Here is a 16,653-nt window from a genome sequence, read left to right as displayed (position 1 = left end):
GGAACGGGCAGGACGTATAAGGAGCAGCGGATCGTGACCACAGCCAGTGCGGAACCGCCGAACAACGCGTCCGTCCGGGGTCCGTCCGCCCGCGCGGAGCGTCGCGGCGACGCCGAGCCGAAGGGCCCGTCCAAGGCGGCGGCCGACTCGCTCTGGGGCGATGGCGCCGAGCCCGTTCCCGAGGACGCCGACCTCGGCCCGACCGGACGGCCGCTGCGCGCGGTGCCGGACCCGCCGCCGGTGGAGAAGACCGGCCGGGCGCTGATCGTCGCCATGTGCAACCAGAAGGGCGGCGTCGGCAAGACCACCTCCACCATCAACCTGGGCGCCGCGCTCGCCGAGTACGGCCGCCGGGTGCTGCTGGTCGACCTCGACCCGCAGGGCGCGCTCTCCGCGGGGCTCGGGGTCGCGCTGCACGATCTGCAATACACGGTGCACAACCTGCTGGTCGAGAACCGCGTCGGGATCGATGACGTGGTGATGGAGACGCGGGTCGACGGCATGGACCTGCTACCGAGCAATATCGACCTCTCCGCCGCGGAGATCCAGCTGGTGAACGAGGTCGGCCGCGAGCAGTCGCTGGGCCGCGCGCTGGCGCCGGTGCGGGACCAGTACGACTACATCCTGATCGACTGCCAGCCCTCGCTCGGTCTGCTCACCATCAACGCGCTGGCCTGCGCCGACGGCGTCATCATCCCGATGGAGTGCGAGTACTTCTCGCTGCGCGGCCTCGCCCTGCTCACCGACACCGTCGACAAGGTGCGGGACCGGCTGAACCAGCAGCTCAGCCTCTACGGCATCGTCGTCACCATGTTCGACGCCAGGCTGCAGCACGCCAGGCAGGTCATGGCGCGCGTGGTCGAGGTCTTCGGCGACCTGGTCTACGACACCGCGATCGGCCGCACCGTGCGCTTCCCGGACGCCAGCGTGGCCGGCGAGCCGATCACCACCTGGGCGCCGAAGTCGACCGGCGCGGAGCAGTATCGATCGATGGCCAGAGAGGTCATCCACCGGTCCGGCCGGTGACCGCGACCGTCACCACAGCGGTGCCCGAGGCGCCGCGCCAGACGTTCCACCTGCGGCTGAGCAACTTCGAGGGGCCGTTCGACCTGCTGCTGCAGCTGATCAGCGCGCGCAAACTCGACGTCACCGAGGTCGCGCTGCACAAGGTCACCGACGAGTTCATCGCCTACACCAAGGCGCTCACCGCGGCCATGTCCGCGCCGAACGGGCTGCGCGCGGACAAGATCCTGGACGAGACCACCGAGTTCCTCGTCGTCGCCGCCACCCTGCTCGACCTCAAGGCGGCCCGGCTGCTCCCCTCCGGCGAGATGACCGACGCCGAGGACCTGGAGCTGCTGGAGGCGCGCGACCTGCTCTTCGCGCGGCTGCTGCAGTACCGGGCGTTCAAGCAGGTCGCCGAGTTGTTCGCGGAGCTGGAGGCGGTGGCGCTGCGGCGCTACCCGCGCTCGGTCGGGCTGGAGGAGCGGTTCGCCGGGCTGCTGCCCGAGGTCACGCTCGGGGTGGACGTGGCGCGCTTCGCGGAGATCGCCGCCGCGGCCTTCCGCCCCAAGCCGAAGCCGCGGGTGGGGCTCGACCACCTGCACGCGCACACCGTCTCGGTGGCGGAGCAGGCCGAGCTGGTGCTCGACGTGCTCAAGGAGCGCGGCATCGGCGGCTGGACCACCTTCGCCGAGCTGATCACCGGCCTCACCGAGCCGATCGAGATCGTGGCGCGGTTCCTGGCGCTGCTCGAGCTGTACCGGGGCAAGCACATCGAGTTCGACCAGCCGGAGCCGCTCGGCCCGCTCGCCGTCAGCTGGACCGGCGACCCGGAGGCGGTGCGGGACCCGGCCGCCATCGAGGAGGAGTACGGATGACCGACGCGGTGGCGAAGTTCACGCCTGACCCGCTGGACGGCCCGGAATTCCGGGCGGCGCTGGAGGCCATGCTGCTCGTCGTCGACGCTCCCGCACCGGTCGAACAGCTGGCCGCGGCGCTGGACGACACCACGGAGCGGGTGGAGACGGCGCTGCGCGGGATGTCCGCCGAGCTCGCCGCCAACGGTAGCGGGATCGACCTGCGTTTCGTCGGGGACGGGTGGCGCTTCTATACTCGGAGCGAGTACGCGCCCTATGTGGAGCGGGTACTGCTCGACGGCGCGCGGACCAAACTGACCAGGGCGGCGCTGGAGACGCTTGCGGTGATCGCGTATCGCCAGCCGGTCTCCAGAACCAGGGTCGGCGCGGTGCGCGGGGTCAATGTCGACGGCGTGATGCGCACGCTGCTGGCACGGGGCCTGATCGCCGAGGATGGTGTCGATCCGGAGACCAACGGCACCCTCTACCGCACCACGGAGCTCTTCCTGGAGCGGATCGGGCTGGCGTCGCTCAGCGATCTGCCGCCACTGGCGCCGCTGCTTCCCGGCGTCGACCTGATCGACGAGATCAACGAGAGCCTGGAGACGGATCCCCGCTACACCAGGCTGCGAAAACCCGCCGGGTCCGATCTGGACCTCGGTACCGAGAACTGAAGGAACTATGAACACCCCCGCTCGCCGAGATGGCACACCGGATCGAAGAAACCGCAGCGACCAGCCCGGGCGCGGCAGGCCGGAGCGCGGGCAGCGCACCGCCGCCGCCCGCGCCGACGGCGCCCGTCGCGCGGACGAGGAACGCGATCGCCGCCGCACCCGCGGCGACACCGACAGCCGCGGTAGCGGCTACGGCCGCGACGCGAGGCCGGGCGGCGGCCAGGACCGCGCCGGGCGTCCCGACGGCGGCTACGGCCGCAGGGACGACGGCGGAACCGGAGGCCGCTACGGCGGCGGCAGGTCCGAGGGTGGCCGTGCCGGTGCGCCCGGCGGCCGATCCGATGGCGGCCGTGCCGGTGCGCCCGGCGGCAGGCCCGACGGTGGCCGTGCCGGTGCGTCGGGCGGCCGGTCCGAGGGCGGCTCCGATCGCCGCTACGACGGCGGCCGCCGGGACGAGGGCGGCGCGCGCCGCGACTCCCGCCCCGCGGCCAAGAAGGCCAAGCCGGAGCGGCAGACCAGCTCGACCCCGCTGCTCAGCAATGCCAAGCCGGCCAAGCACCAGCACGCGGAGGGCGGCCACACCAAGCTCCCGTGGGGCGAGGGCGAACGGCTGCAGAAGGTGCTCGCGAAGGCGGGCGTGGCCTCGCGCCGCGCCGCCGAGGAGCTGATCGCGCAGGGCCGGGTCGAGGTGGACGGCGCCATCGTCACCGAGCAGGGGCTACGGATCGACGCCGAGAACGCCGTCGTCCGGGTGGACGGCACCCGCGTCGTCGTCCGCGAGGAGCTCGTGCACCTGGCGATGAACAAGCCCCGCGGCTGGCAGTGCACCATGTCCGACGACCTGGGCCGCCCGTGCGTCGGCGACATCGTCGCCGAGCGGATCGTCGCGGGCCAGCGGCTCTTCCACGTCGGCAGGCTGGACGCCGACACCGAGGGGCTGCTGCTGCTCACCAACGACGGCGACCTCGCGCACCGGCTCATGCACCCCTCCTTCGAGGTGCACAAGACCTACCTGGCCACCGTGCGCGGCGAGGTGGACCGCTCGCTGGGCAAGCGGCTGCGCGCCGGCGTCGAGCTGGAGGACGGCCCGGCCAGCGTCGACCGCTTCCAGGTGCTCGAGGTGAACGAGGGACGATCCCTGGTCAAGCTGGAGCTGCACGAGGGGCGCAAGCACATCGTGCGCAGGCTGCTCGCCGAGGTGGGGCACCCGGTGGACCGGCTGCTGCGCACGCACGTCGGCCCGGTGGCGCTCGGCGATCAACGGCCGGGCACGCTCAAGGTGCTCGGACGGGACGAAGTCGGCAAACTCTACGAGGCGGTGCAGTTGTGAACGGTCTGGAGATCCCCGTGGCCGATACCGCGCGGTTGACGGACGATTCGCCGCTGGTGGTGGCGATGGACGGCCCGTCGGGTACCGGGAAGTCCAGCGTCTCGCGGAAGCTGGCCGACCGGCTGCGCGCCCGCTACCTGGACACCGGCGCCATGTACCGGGTCGCCACCCTGCGGGTGCTTCGTCTCGGCGTCGACCCGGCCGACCCGGCCGCGGTCGCCGCCGCGGTCGCCGAGCTGCCGCTGACCATCGGCACCGACCCGGGGCAGGAGCTGATCCTGCTCGCCGGCGAGGACGTCTCCGACGAGATCAGGGGCAGCGTCGTGACCCGCGCGGTCTCCGCGGTCTCCGCGGTGCCCGCGGTGCGCGAGCTGCTGGTGGCGCTGCAGCGCGAGCTGGCGGCGGGCGCGGGGCGGATCGTGGTCGAGGGCCGCGACATCGGCACCGTCGTGCTGCCGGACGCGGACGCCAAGGTCTACCTGACCGCCTCCGCCGAGGCCCGCGCGCACCGGCGCAATCAACAGAACATCCGCGAGGGCAGGGGCGACGACTACGCCGGTGTGCTCGCCGACGTGCAGCGCAGGGACACCCTGGACTCGACGCGCGCGGTCTCCCCGCTGCGCCCGGCCGCGGACGCGGTCCAGGTGGACACCAGCGAGTTGGACATGGACGAGGTCATCGACGCGCTGTACCGGGTGGTCGGGCACGCCGTGACCGGAAACGGACGGACGCGGTGACCGAGGACGTACTGGCAGGCGACGGCATCTGGAGCGACGAATCCGACTGGGAGATCCAGGATCTCGACGCCGAGGCGGAGGCGGGCGACGAGATCGCCATGCCGACCCTCGCGGTGGTCGGCCGCCCCAACGTGGGCAAGTCGACGCTGGTGAACCGGATCCTCGGCAGACGCGAGGCCGTCGTCGAGGACATCCCCGGCGTGACCAGGGACCGGGTCTCCTACGAGGCGAACTGGTCGGGCAGGCGCTTCTGGGTGCAGGACACCGGCGGCTGGGAGCCGGACGCCAAGGGGCTGCAGCAGTCGGTGGCCCGCCAGGCCGAGCTGGCCATGTCGACCGCCGACGCCATCCTGCTGGTGGTGGACGCCGTCGTGGGCGCCACCACCACCGACGAGGCCGCGGTGCGGAAGCTGCGGCGCAGCGACATCCCGGTGATCCTGGTCGCCAACAAGGTCGACGACGTGCGGGCCGAGGCCGAGGCGGCCTCGCTGTGGTCGCTCGGGCTCGGCGAGCCCCGGATGGTCAGCGCCGCGCACGGCCGCGGCACCGGCGACCTGCTCGACGACGTGCTCGCGGCGCTGCCGGAGACCCCGCGCGAGGGCACCCCCGGCATCGGCCCGCGCCGGGTCGCGCTGGTCGGCAAGCCGAACGTCGGCAAGTCCAGCCTGCTCAACAAGCTGGCCGGGGACGAGCGCTCGGTGGTGCACGACGTCGCGGGCACCACCGTCGACCCGGTGGACACGCTGGTCGACCTCGGCGGCAAGATCTGGAAGTTCGTCGACACCGCCGGGCTGCGGCGAAAGGTGGCGCACGCCTCCGGCACCGAGTTCTACGCCTCGCTGCGCACCAAGTCGGCGCTGGAGGCCTCCGAGGTCGCGATCATGCTGATCGACGCCTCGCAGCCGCTCACCGAGCAGGACCTGCGGGTGATCAGCCTGGTCGCCGACTCCGGCCGCGCGCTCGTGCTCGCCTTCAACAAGTGGGACCTGGTCGACGAGGACCGGCGGCTCACCCTGGAGAAGGAGGTCGACCGCGACCTGATCCGGGTGCCGTGGGCGCAGCGGGTGAACATCTCCGCGCACACCGGCCGGGCGGTGCAGAAGCTGGTGCCCGCGATGGAGGGCGCGCTGGAGTCGTGGGACAAGCGCATCTCCACCGGGCGGCTGAACAACTGGCTCAAGGAGGTCATCGCGGCGACCCCGCCGCCGATGCGCGGCGGCAGGCTGCCCCGGGTGCTCTTCGCCACCCAGGCCGGTACCCGCCCGCCCACCTTCGTGCTGTTCACCACCGGTTTCCTGGAGGCGGGGTACCGCCGGTTCCTGGAGCGGCGGCTGCGCGAGGAGTTCAATTTCGACGGCTCGCCGGTGCGCATCTCGGTGCGGATCAGGGAGCGGCGCGAGCGCAAGAAGTAGTGCACAGGCGAACGGCGGGGACGGTCGACGACCGTCCCCGCCGTTGTCGTATCCGCTACTCCGAGACCGGGAAGAGCGAGGAGCCGTCCTCGGGAGCGCCGTCGATCTGGCCGCGGTGGGTGCCGAAGAGCTCGTCGGCATCGTCGGCCGGGAGCTGCTCGACATCGGTGACGCCCGCGTCGGCGAGCTCTTCCGTGGTGTGATCGATGGGTTCGCCGACGTCCGGCTCCTCCTCGGCGAGGCGCTGGGCGAGCGGCTCGCCCTCGCGCTCCTCGCGGGCGGTCATGCCGAAGCGGTTCGCGCCGCTCCAGTCGTCCGGCGGATCCACCACGGCGTCGCCGTCGTCGTTGCGCACCTCGTCGGAGTCGAGGGATTCGGCCGGCGACAGGGTGTCGCCGGGACCGTCTTCGGTGCTCGCGTCGGTACTCATACGCCAGAGGTGCCCGACCGGCCCCCGGGCAAACGTGCGGAGCCGGTCACCGCGGGGGCGCGCAGCCTGGTTCTGCGGTAGGCCGCGGGGGTGGTTCCGGTCCAGCGCTTGAAGGCGTGGATGAAGGGGGTCGCCTCGGCGTAGCCGAGCCGCAGCGCGACGTCGTCCACCGACATCGGGGTGGCGGCGAGCAGCTCCTCGGCCAGCGTGCGGCGCACCTCGTCGAGCAGGCCGCGGTAGCTGGTGCCCGCCTCGGCGAGCCTGCGGCGCAGGGTGCGGGTACTCATGGCGAGCTCGGCGGCGACGGCGTCCAGCGTCGGCGGGCCGCTCGGGCCGGGGAAGAGCCGCTCGCGCACGTCGGCGGCGATCCCGGTGCGGGCGCGGCGGCGGCCGACCAGGTCGCGGCACTGCGCGACACACATGGCCCAGGTGGCCTGATTGGCCTGCGGCAGCGGTCGGGTGAGCAGCCCGGGCGGCACGCCGAAGAGGGTCTGCGGGCGGCCGAAGCGCGGCTCGACGCCGAGCGCGGCGGTCAGGGCGGCGGTGTTCGCGGGCGCGGGGAAGGCGAACTCGGCGCGGGTGAAGGTGCACGGCCTGCCGAGCAGGTCGCTCATCACCCGGTGGATGGCGACGATGTCGCGCTGCACCAGGAACCACTGCAGGTCCGCGGGGACCGTGTCGTAGCGGAACCGGGTGCGCACCTCGTGCTCGTCCCACTCCACCTCGGGGGTGCAGAAGGCGAAACCGAGGCTGTAGTAGCGCAGCGCCAGCGAGATGGCCTCGCGCAGGGTGGCGCTGGTGACGCAGGCGAAGCCGAAGATGCCGAAGGTGCTGATCCGGTAGCGCCGCCCGACCGTCGCGCCGAGCGCCGCGTCGCCGGCGCCGAGCTCGCGGACCAGCGCGCGCACGACGGCCAGCTCGGTGTGCGCGTCGATCTGCCGATCCGGGTCGGTCAGCATGGCCGCGGTGAGGCCGGTGCCGGCCAGCAGCCGCGGCGCCGCGACCCCGTGCGCGGCCGCGTACTCGACCATGACCCCGACGCTGGCGACGCCGCGCGGAAAGCTCCAGTCGCGGACCTCGGCCTGCTCGACTTCGTGCATGCCACCAGTATGGCCGAAACTATTGATTCTTGACCTCAGGTATTTGCCTCGGGGTCACGCTCAGGCCATAGCGTGGGGGTATGCCCAGAAGTGCACCTTCGATCGTCATCATCGGCACCGGCTTCGGCGGCCTCGGCGCCGCCATGGAGCTGCAGCGCGCCGGGTTCGGCGATTTCACCATCCTGGAGCGCGCGGCCGACCTCGGTGGCGTCTGGCGGGAGAACACCTACCCCGGCGCGGGCTGCGATATTCCGTCGCCGCTGTACTCGTTCTCCTACGAGCCCAAGTCGGACTGGCCCAAGCGCTTCTCCGGCCAGGCCGACATCCAGGGCTACATCCGGGACGTGGCCCGCAAGCACAACCTGCTCCCGCGCATCCGGTTCGGCTCCGAGGTCACCGAGGCGGCCTACGACGACGCGACCGGCACCTGGACCGTGCGGCTCGCCGACGGCGCCGAGCTCAGCTGCGACGTGCTGATCTCCGCCGTCGGGCAGCTCTCCCGCCCCGCGCTGCCCGCCATCCCCGGCATCGAGAGCTTCCGCGGGCAGTCGTTCCACTCCGCGGAGTGGAACCACGACGTCGAGCTGACCGGCAAGAAGGTCGCGGTGATCGGCACCGGCGCGAGCGCCGTCCAGTTCGTGCCCGCCATCGCGCCGAGCACCGAACAGTTGACGCTGTTCCAGCGCTCGGCGGCGTGGATCATGCCGAAGAACGACATCGAGTACTCGAAGCTGCACCACACCCTGTTCCAGCTGCTCCCCTTCACCAGGAAGGCCGAGCGGCTCTGGTTCTGGACCTTCTGCGAGTTCCTCGCGCTGGCCCTGGTCGACGTGCCGCCGATCCGGAAGCTGGTCACCTGGATCGGCAAGCGCCAGTTGCGCAAGCAGGTCGCCGACCCGGAGCTGCGCGCGAAGCTGACCCCGGACTACCCGGCAGGCTGCAAGCGCGCGCTCTTCTCCAACGAGTACCTGCCCGCGCTCACCGCGGCGAACGTCCGGGTGGAGACGACGGGCATCACCGCGATCGAGCCGGAGGGCGTGCGCACCACCGACGGCGCGCTGCACGAGGCCGATGTGATCGTCTACGGCACCGGCTTCAAGGGAACCGAGTTCCTGTGGCCGATGCGGATCCGCGGCCGCGGCGGCCGCGCGCTGGAGGACGACTGGGCGGGCGGGGCCAGCGCGTACAAGGGCATCACCGTGCCCGGCTACCCGAACCTGTTCCTGGTGTACGGGCCGAACACCAACCTCGGCGTCGGCTCCATCGTCTACATGATCGAGTCGCAGGCGAGCTACATCCGGCAGGCGCTGGAGCGGCTGGCTCCGCACGCGGGCCGGGTGCTCGACACCCGCACCGACCGGGCGGCCGACTTCGACGCCGGGCTGCAGAAGCGGCTCGACCGCACGCCGTGGAACTTCTGCGGCAGCTGGTACCGCAGCGCGAACGGGCGGATCACCAACAACTGGCCGGGCACCGTGCTCAGCTACCGGCTGCAGACCCGCAAGCTGGACCCGGCCGACCACCCGCTGCTTCCCATCGGAGCAAAGGAGCTCTCCCGATGACCTTCGACTACGACGTGCTGATCGTCGGCTCCGGCTTCGGCGGCAGCGTGAGCGCGCTGCGGCTCACCGAGAAGGGGTACCGGGTCGGCGTGCTGGAGGCGGGGCGCCGCTTCGCCGACCACGAGTTCGCCAAGACCTCCTGGCGTGCCAACAAGTACCTGTGGGCGCCGTGGGCCAAGTTCTACGGCATCCAGCGGCTCACGCTGCTCGACGACACCCTGATCATGAGCGGCTCCGGCGTCGGCGGCGGCTCCCTGGTCTATGCCAACACGCTGTACGAGCCGCCGGAGAAGTTCTTCGCGGACCGGCAGTGGGCGCACATCACCGACTGGAAGTCGGAGCTGCTGCCCTACTACGACCAGGCCAAGCGGATGCTCGGCGTGACGACGAACCCGGCCACCACCGCCACCGACCGCGTGCTGCGCGAGGTGGCCGAGGAGATGGGCGTCGGCGACTCCTACCAGCGCACCCCGGTCGGCGTGTTCTTCGGCGGGCCGGGCACCAGGCCGGGCCAGGACGTGCCCGACCCGTTCTTCGGCGGCGTGGGCCCGGCCAGGCGCACCTGCACGCACTGCGGCGAGTGCATGACCGGGTGCAGGCACAACGCCAAGAACAGCCTGGTCAAGAACTACCTCTACCTGGCCGAGGAGGCCGGGGCCGAGGTGCACCCGCTGACCACCGTCACCGACGTGCGGCCGCTCTCCGGCGGCGGCTACTCGGTCTCGACCGTCGGCACCGGGCGGCTGCTGCGCAGGCGGAAGCGCACCTTCACCGCCGAGCAGGTGATCTTCTCCGCCGCCGCGCTCGGCACCCAGCGGCTGCTGCACAAGCTGCGCGACACCGGCTCGCTGCCGGCGATCTCGCCGCGGCTCGGGTACCTGGCGCGCACCAACTCCGAGGAGCTGCTCGTCGTGCGTACCCGCGCCGAAGACACCGACTTCACCAAGGGCGTCGCGATCACCTCGTCCATCCACCCCGACGCCGACACGCACATCGAACCGGTGCGCTACGGCAAGGGCAGCAACACCCTCGCGCTGCTCAGCACCGCGATGGTGGACGAGGTCGACGGCGTCGCCAAGGGCAAGCTGTGGTGGCGGCAGATGGTGCGCGGCAGGCGCGACATCGCGCGCATGCACAATCCGCGGCGCTGGTCCGAGCAGATGATCGGGCTGCTGGTGATGCAGTCGCTGGACAACTCGATCACCACCTACACCCGGCGCGGGGTGTTCGGGCGCAAGCGGATGCACACCAAGCAGGGGGAGGGCGCGCCCAACCCGACCTGGATCCCGGCCGGGCACGAGGTGGCGAACCGGATCGGCGACAAGATCGACGGTTTCGCCACCGGCTCGATCAGCAGCCTGTTCGACATCCCGATGACCGGGCACTTCATCGGTGGCTGCGTGATCGGCGATTCGCCGGAGAGCGGTGTGGTCGATCCGTACCACCGGCTCTACGGGCATCCCGGGTTGCACGTCATCGACGGCTCGACGATCACCGCGAACCTCGGGGTGAACCCGTCGCTGACGATCACCGCGCAGTCCGAGCGGGCGGTCGCCATGTGGCCGAACAAGGGTGAGGCCGATCCGCGCCCGGAGCTGGGCGCGGCATATCAGCGGATCGCGCCGGTCCGGCCGCGCGAACCGGTGGTGCCGGAGAGCGCGCCGGGGGCGCTGCGGTTGCCGCTGGTGGAGATCACCAGCAGGGGGAAGCCGGTCCCCGCGAGCGAGTAGGAGCTTGTCGATCAGTTCGAGTGATAATACTCGACGCCGGACTCCTCATTGATAGTCTGAAGGCAATGTGACTATCACATGGTTCAGGTGGGGGCGCCTCGCCCGCAACGACCGAGGAGTGAACGACCATGACCGCAGCCCGTCCCCAGCAGAGCCACGTCGCCCCGGTGACCCCGATCCCCGACGACGACGAGATCGAACTGATCTCCCCGGACTCGCTGACCGCGGAGATGGTCGGTCACTGGACCTACCTCATGATGGAGGCCGCGGCCTTCGCCATGCAGGGCCTGCACCCCGTCATCCGCGACGTCACCGACAGGTATTCGGTCGCGCGCACCGACCCGGTTGGCCGCGCGATCCGCTCGGTCGACTCGGTGCTGCGCTGGACCTACGGCGGCGCCGAGGCCATCGCCGAGGGCAGGCGGCTGCGCTCGCTGCACGAGCCGCTCCGCATGCGCAATGCCGAGGGCAAGCAGATCAGCGCGCTGAATCCGGCCGCGTACCAGTGGGTCATCGCGACCGCCTACATCACCACCGCCAAGGCGGGCCCGCTGCTGCTCGGCCGCGACTTCACCGCCGACGAACTCGACGGGCTGCTCGCCGACAACATCAAGATCGCGCGCATCCTGCAGGTTCCGATGAAGGGCTACCCGCGGACCCGCGCCGAGTTCGACACCTACTACGAGCACATGGTCACCGAGGTGCTGAACGCCACCGACCTGCAGCGCCGCGAATACGCCGAGCTCCGCAGCGGCGATCTGGAGCAGCTGCGCAGGCTGCCCTTCCCGCTGAACCGGGTCGCCAGGGCTGCCCTCACGCCGATGCTGCGCTTCAACTACCTGTCTCTGGCCGGGCTGCTCGACCCCCGGCTCCGCGACATGATGGGGCTAACCTGGAGCGACGAGGAGCAGCGCAGGCTGGAGCGAATCTACGCGGTGATCCGCGTCGCCTACCGGGTGCTGCCCGAGCGGCTCACCTACTTCCCGATCGCCTACCACGCGCGGCAACACCACCGGGCGATCCAGAAGATGAAGGTGCGCGAGCTGAAGTCGGCCGCCTACCGGGTGCGGCCGAAGCAGGTCTAACCGCCGGGGTGCGGGAAGAGCAGCGGCGCGAGGTGCCGCCGGGCGAACTCCCGCGCGGCGTCCGCGTCGGAGAGCGGGAGCACCCCGCGCGGGTTGGCGATGATCGACATGGTGAGCCGGACGAAGAGCTCGGCCACCACGTGCGCGTCGAACCGGCCCAGCTCGCCGCGCTCCTGCCAGTACTCGATGTACTGCGCGAACAGCACCCGCCCCTGCTCGATGAACTCGTCGCCGGTGAGGAAATCGGCGAGCTCGCCCGCCGCCGAGGAGACCCGCAGGCTGCGGGTGAGCAGCCGGGGCGCCGTCGCCTCGGTGACGTAGGCGGCGAAGATCTCGGCCAGCCCGCTCACCGGGCCCGCGGCATCCCGCAGCGCCTGCACCACGATCACCCCGACCCGCTGCGACTCCGCCATCAGCGCATACCTGACCAGCGCGGACTTCGTGCCGAAGCGCCGATAGACGGTGGCGACGCCGACCCCGGCGCCCTCGGCGATCCGCACCATCGTCGTCTCCTCGAAGCCGACCTCGGCGAAGCAGTCGCGCGCGGCGTCCACGATGCGTCGCGACTTCGGGTCCAGCGCGGAGAGCGCGGCCCAGGAGCGGGCCACGGCGGCGAGCGCCGCCTCGTCCTCGTCGGTGAGCGGGACCTCCGGGCTGGCCTTCATCGCCGGAAGCCTACCGGCCTGCGGCGCGACCGCGATGAGACGGTCTGCCCGCCGGCTTCTCACAGTGATAGCCTGAAGGCGCTGAACTATCACACGGTGCCGCGCGCGGCCCAGGATCGCCGACGGGGGCCTCCCATGACGACGAACGCAACGGTGCCCGTTGTCCGGGGCGGTAGGAGCGCGCCCCCGGTCCGCCCGGAGATGCTGGCGGAGTTCCGCAAGCACACCGGCAGCGTGCTCTCCGGCGTCTTCGGCGGCGCCGCCTTCGACCAGGTGGCGCTGGTGCCGGTCGCCGCCGCGGTCGACCGCACCGGCCGGTTCGCCGAGAACTTCCTCGATCGCGGGATGCGCAGCGGCCTCTCGGCACTGCTCTCCTTCTGGGGCGACCCGGTCGACCGGCAGGCCGAGGCGGACTGGCTCAAGGAGCGGCACCGCGACGTGCGCGGCCGGGGGCAGGGCGACTACGCCGACGTCCGGTACAGCGCGCTCAACCCGGAGACCTGGATCTGGGTCGGGATCAGTGGAATGTTCCTCTCGCTCAACACCTTCACCCCGTGCACCGGGCACGTGCTGCGGCCCGCGGAGCGGGAGGCCGCCTACCAGCTCGTGCGGGAGAGTTTCCGCGGGCTGGAGCTGGCCGCGGCCGGCGGCAAACTCCCGCCCGACCTGGCCTCGGCCGAGCAGTACTACGAGCACATGGTCGAGCACGAGCTGGCGGCCAGCCCGTTCCTGGTGCGGCAGTTCGCCGGGCTGACCCGGCTGCCGCTGCCGACGCTCGGGATCTCGCCCGCCGCGCGTGCCGCGCTCACCCCGCTCTGGCTGCTGGCCCGGCCGCTGGTCGGGCACGTGATCCAGGTGTGCTCGGCGCAGGTCATGCGCCCCGAGGTGCGGCGCATGGTCGGCTTCGAGCTGCTGCCGCGGCACGACCGGGAATTCGCGCTCTACCGCTGGGTGCTGCGCACCGCGTGGCGCCTCCTGCCGGACCGCTCCAAGCTGGTGCCGCTGGCCCACAACCGGTTGCAGTACGAGAAGCTCGTCGCCGTGCACAGGCGGTACGCCCTCGATTCCTTCGCGCCGCAGGAGCGCTCAGGCGGGTGCCCGATGTAGCGATAGTGGACCCGCGGATGTCTATCAAACCCGCCGGGAGAGCGCACCCCGCCGCGCAATTCGACAATGCCCCGAGGACCGGCTCTACCGCGAGCGGACCGACCGGGGCCCGCGCCCCGCGAGTGGGTCAGCTGCTCGCCGCGCCGGCGAACGGCGTCCCCCCGGCCACCTTGACCGGCCGATTCGGATGCCGCCACAGCCCTTTTCGCTCGAGCACCGGCAGCACCCCCTCGCCGAACCAGTACGCCTCCTCCAGGTGCGGATACCCGGAGAGGATGAAGTGGTCGATCCCGAGCGCGGCGTACTCCGCGAGGCGCTCGGCGACCTCCTCGTGCGACCCGACGAGGGCGGTCCCGGCGCCGCCGCGGACCAGCCCGACCCCGGCCCAGAGGTTGGGCGCGATCTCCAGCCGGTCACTGCTGCCGCCGTGCAGCTCGAGCATCCGCCGCTGCCCCTCGGACTCGCTGCGGCGCAGATTCGCCTGCACCCGCTCGATATCGGCGGGATCGATCCCGGCGAGCAGCCGGTCGGCTTCGGCCCAGGCGGCTTCGGCGGTGTCGCGGCTGATGACGTGGATGCGGAGGCCGAAGTCGACGACCCGGTTCTCGGCGGCGGCCAGCCCGCGGATCCAGTCGAGTTTGGCGCCCACGGCCGAAACCGGCTCACCCCAGGTCAGGTAGGTGTCGGAGTAGCGCGCGGCGATCGGCCCCGCCGGCTGGGAGGAGCCGCCGAAGAAGACCGGCGGCAGCGGGTCGGGGCGGTTGGCCAGGAGCGCGCCTTCGACGCGGAGGTGTTCGCCGGTGAAGGTGAGCGGTTCGGTCGCGGTCCAGAGCGAGCGCACGATGTGCAGGAACTCGCCGGTGCGGGCGTAGCGCTGCTCCTTGTCCAGGAAGTCGCCGTAGGCGCGCTGCTCGTGCTGCTCACCGCCGGTGACGACATTGAGCAGCAGCCGCCCCTCGGAGTGCCGCTGGAAGGTGGCCGACATCTGCGCGGCCAGCGTCGGGCTGACCAGCCCGGGGCGGAAGGCGACCAGGAACTTCAGCGTGCGGGTGGTCTCGACCAGCATGGCGGTGGTGAGCCAGGCGTCCTCGCACCAGGCGCCGGTGGGGGTGAGCACCGCCTCGAAACCGTTGTCCTCGGCGGCGGCGCCGATCTGGTTCAGGTAGCGCAGGCTGGCGGGCCGGTCACCGGACATGAAGGTGCCGTGGCCGCCGGCGACGAGGCCGCGGGAGTCGCCGTAGGTCGGTAGGAACCAGTGGAAGGACAGGCTCATGGGTGCAGTGTCGCCGGGGGCGCGGCGCGGGCGCACGGGTTGCGCTCAGCGGGGTTTTTTCGGACGTGAGCTAGACGTAACTTGGGATAACACGTACCCTCGGTCACCAGCACCCGGCCGAGGGAGTTCGGGGCGGATGGAGCGGAACGCATGACGCGACATGTCGATGTCCTGATCGTCGGCGCCGGGCTCTCCGGCATCGGGGTGGCGAGCCACCTGGTGCGCGAGGGCGCCGGCCGCAGCTTCCTGATCCTGGAGCGGCGCGCCGCCATCGGCGGCACCTGGGACCTCTTCCGGTACCCGGGCATCCGCTCGGACTCGGACATGTACACCTTCGGCTACGGCTTCCGCCCCTGGAACGGCACCAAGGTGCTGGCCGACGGGCCGAACATCCGCAGCTACATCGAGGACACCGCGCGCGAGCACGGCATCACCGAGCACATCCGGTTCGGCCGCAGGGTGGTGGCGGCGCGCTGGTCGAGCGCGGAGGCGCGCTGGACGGTCGAGGCGGTGGACGAGGCGACCGGCGCGGTCGAGACCGTCACCGCGAACTTCCTGGCAGGGGCCACCGGCTACTACGACTACGACCGCGGCTTCCGCCCGCATTTTCCCGGCGAGGAGCAGTTCACCGGCCGCTTCGTGCACCCGCAGCACTGGCCCGACGACCTCGACGTGGCGGGCAAGCGGGTGGTGGTGATCGGCAGCGGCGCCACCGCCATCACGCTGGTGCCGGCGCTGGCCGCGCGCGGTGCCCGGGTGACCATGTTGCAGCGCTCGCCCACCTACATCACCGCGCTGCCCGCCGACGACCCGGTCGCGGTCGCGCTGAAGAAGGCCGGGGTGCCGGATCGGATCGCCTACAGGGCCGGGCGGGCCCGCAATATCGCGTTGCAGCGCGCGAGCTACCGGCTCTCCCGCCGCAGCCCGACGCTGGCGAAGAAACTGCTGCTCACGGCGGTGCGCGCGCAGGTGGGCAAGGACCTGGACATGCGGCACTTCACGCCGAGCTACGACCCGTGGGACCAGCGGCTCTGCGTGGTCCCGAACGGCGACCTGTTCCGCGTGCTGCGCAGCGGCGAAGCGGAGATCGTCACCGACCGGATCGAGACCTTCACCCCGACCGGGATCCGGCTCGCCTCCGGCGCGGAGCTCGCGGCCGACATCGTGGTCACCGCGACCGGGCTCACCGTGCAGATGCTCGGCGGCGCCGCGCTCGAGGTGGACGGCGAGCCGGTGGCGGTGCGCGACCGCGTGGTCTACAAGGGCGCCATGCTGGACGGGGTGCCGAACTTCCTCATGGTGCTCGGCTACACCAACGCCTCCTGGACGCTCAAGGCCGACCTGGCCGCCGAGTACTTCTGCCGCGTGCTCGGCCACATGGACGAGCACGGTTACCGGACCGTGGTCCCGGTGGCGCGCGAGGGCGATCGCTCGCCGCACTCGATCATGGGCGCCGCGCTGACCTCCGGTTACATCGCGCGCGGCGACGCGGTGATGCCGCGGCAGGGCACGCGGGGGCCGTGGAAGGTGATCAACGACTACTTCCGGGATCGGGCGTTCCTGCGCACCGGGCCGGTGGACGACGGGGTGCTGGAGTTCAGCCGGGTGCAGGCGGTGCGCCGCGCGAAGGCGCCGGTGAGCTGAGCCGGGCCCGCGCCGGCGAGGGGTCGGTGCGGGCGCCCGCGGCTC

15 protein-coding genes are annotated in these 16,653 nt (G+C 71.7%); 11 read left to right on the top strand and 4 right to left on the bottom strand.

Going from position 1 to position 16,653, the window contains the following annotated elements:
• The first annotated feature begins 213 nt into the window (after nt 1-213).
• From ACFUJ1_RS19000 to der, 6 genes are all read left to right on the top strand, one after another.
• Complete coding sequence (locus tag ACFUJ1_RS19000) at nt 214-1,026, top strand: ParA family protein (protein ID WP_378647311.1); 813 nt, start codon at nt 214-216, stop codon at nt 1,024-1,026.
• Entirely contained in the window at nt 1,023-1,880 is an 858-nt protein-coding gene (locus ACFUJ1_RS18995) for a segregation and condensation protein A (RefSeq protein ID WP_378647282.1), read from the top strand. The genes ACFUJ1_RS19000 and ACFUJ1_RS18995 overlap by 4 nt, the downstream gene beginning before the upstream one ends.
• Nucleotides 1,877-2,533, top strand: a complete 657-nt coding sequence (gene scpB, locus ACFUJ1_RS18990; RefSeq protein WP_378647279.1) for an SMC-Scp complex subunit ScpB — start codon at nt 1,877-1,879, stop codon at nt 2,531-2,533. Before ACFUJ1_RS18995 ends, scpB begins: the two co-directional genes overlap by 4 nt.
• Before the next feature lie 7 nt (nt 2,534-2,540).
• Entirely contained in the window at nt 2,541-3,863 is a 1,323-nt protein-coding gene (locus tag ACFUJ1_RS18985; protein ID WP_378647277.1) for a pseudouridine synthase, read from the top strand.
• A 65-nt stretch (nt 3,864-3,928) separates the two neighbouring features.
• On the top strand, nt 3,929-4,600 hold the full coding sequence (gene cmk / locus ACFUJ1_RS18980; protein ID WP_378647308.1) for a (d)CMP kinase: 672 nt from the start codon (nt 3,929-3,931) through the stop codon (nt 4,598-4,600).
• Nucleotides 4,597-6,012, top strand: a complete 1,416-nt coding sequence (gene der / locus ACFUJ1_RS18975) for a ribosome biogenesis GTPase Der (protein WP_378647275.1) — start codon at nt 4,597-4,599, stop codon at nt 6,010-6,012. The genes cmk and der overlap by 4 nt, the downstream gene beginning before the upstream one ends.
• 55 nt (nt 6,013-6,067) lie before the next feature.
• Here der and ACFUJ1_RS18970 read toward each other — a convergent pair whose 3' ends face one another.
• Together ACFUJ1_RS18970 and ACFUJ1_RS18965 are read right to left on the bottom strand one after the other, a co-directional pair.
• Nucleotides 6,068-6,442, bottom strand: a complete 375-nt coding sequence (locus tag ACFUJ1_RS18970; protein WP_378647273.1) for a hypothetical protein — start codon at nt 6,440-6,442, stop codon at nt 6,068-6,070.
• Nucleotides 6,439-7,542: an AraC family transcriptional regulator gene (locus ACFUJ1_RS18965; protein WP_378647271.1), complete on the bottom strand. Its 1,104-nt coding sequence runs from the start codon at nt 7,540-7,542 to the stop codon at nt 6,439-6,441. The genes ACFUJ1_RS18970 and ACFUJ1_RS18965 overlap by 4 nt, the downstream gene beginning before the upstream one ends.
• A gap of 80 nt (nt 7,543-7,622) precedes the next feature.
• Between ACFUJ1_RS18965 and ACFUJ1_RS18960 the strand changes: the two genes are divergently transcribed.
• From ACFUJ1_RS18960 to ACFUJ1_RS18950, 3 genes are all read left to right on the top strand, one after another.
• Nucleotides 7,623-9,104 (top strand): flavin-containing monooxygenase, encoded by a 1,482-nt coding sequence (locus ACFUJ1_RS18960; RefSeq protein ID WP_378647269.1) that lies wholly within the window; start codon nt 7,623-7,625, stop codon nt 9,102-9,104.
• A complete protein-coding gene (locus tag ACFUJ1_RS18955; RefSeq protein WP_378647267.1) occupies nt 9,101-10,834 on the top strand; it encodes a GMC family oxidoreductase N-terminal domain-containing protein in 1,734 nt (577 codons plus the stop codon). Before ACFUJ1_RS18960 ends, ACFUJ1_RS18955 begins: the two co-directional genes overlap by 4 nt.
• Before the next feature lie 128 nt (nt 10,835-10,962).
• Nucleotides 10,963-11,919, top strand: coding sequence for an oxygenase MpaB family protein (locus tag ACFUJ1_RS18950; protein WP_378647265.1), 957 nt, complete (start codon nt 10,963-10,965; stop codon nt 11,917-11,919).
• Here the strand turns inward: ACFUJ1_RS18950 and ACFUJ1_RS18945 are convergent.
• Entirely contained in the window at nt 11,916-12,584 is a 669-nt protein-coding gene (locus ACFUJ1_RS18945) for a TetR/AcrR family transcriptional regulator (RefSeq protein ID WP_378647263.1), read from the bottom strand. The genes ACFUJ1_RS18950 and ACFUJ1_RS18945 overlap by 4 nt on opposite strands.
• 135 nt (nt 12,585-12,719) lie before the next feature.
• On the opposite strand from ACFUJ1_RS18945, the gene ACFUJ1_RS18940 reads away from it, so the two are divergent.
• Nucleotides 12,720-13,691, top strand: coding sequence for an oxygenase MpaB family protein (locus ACFUJ1_RS18940; protein WP_378647260.1), 972 nt, complete (start codon nt 12,720-12,722; stop codon nt 13,689-13,691).
• A gap of 127 nt (nt 13,692-13,818) precedes the next feature.
• On the opposite strand, the gene ACFUJ1_RS18935 is transcribed toward ACFUJ1_RS18940, so the two are convergent.
• Nucleotides 13,819-14,964, bottom strand: coding sequence for an LLM class flavin-dependent oxidoreductase (locus ACFUJ1_RS18935; protein ID WP_378647258.1), 1,146 nt, complete (start codon nt 14,962-14,964; stop codon nt 13,819-13,821).
• Nucleotides 14,965-15,114: 150 nt separating this feature from the next.
• Here ACFUJ1_RS18935 and ACFUJ1_RS18930 point away from each other — a divergent pair, with 150 nt between their 5' ends.
• Complete coding sequence (locus tag ACFUJ1_RS18930) at nt 15,115-16,608, top strand: flavin-containing monooxygenase (RefSeq protein ID WP_378647256.1); 1,494 nt, start codon at nt 15,115-15,117, stop codon at nt 16,606-16,608.
• The last annotated feature ends 45 nt before the right edge of the window (nt 16,609-16,653 follow it).

This window comes from Nocardia sp. NPDC057227 (genome assembly GCF_042669725.1).
Lineage (GTDB): Bacteria > Actinomycetota > Actinomycetes > Mycobacteriales > Mycobacteriaceae > Nocardia > Nocardia asteroides_A.
Note: the sequence above shows the minus strand (reverse complement) of the source record. Positions and strands in the feature narration are given on the sequence as shown.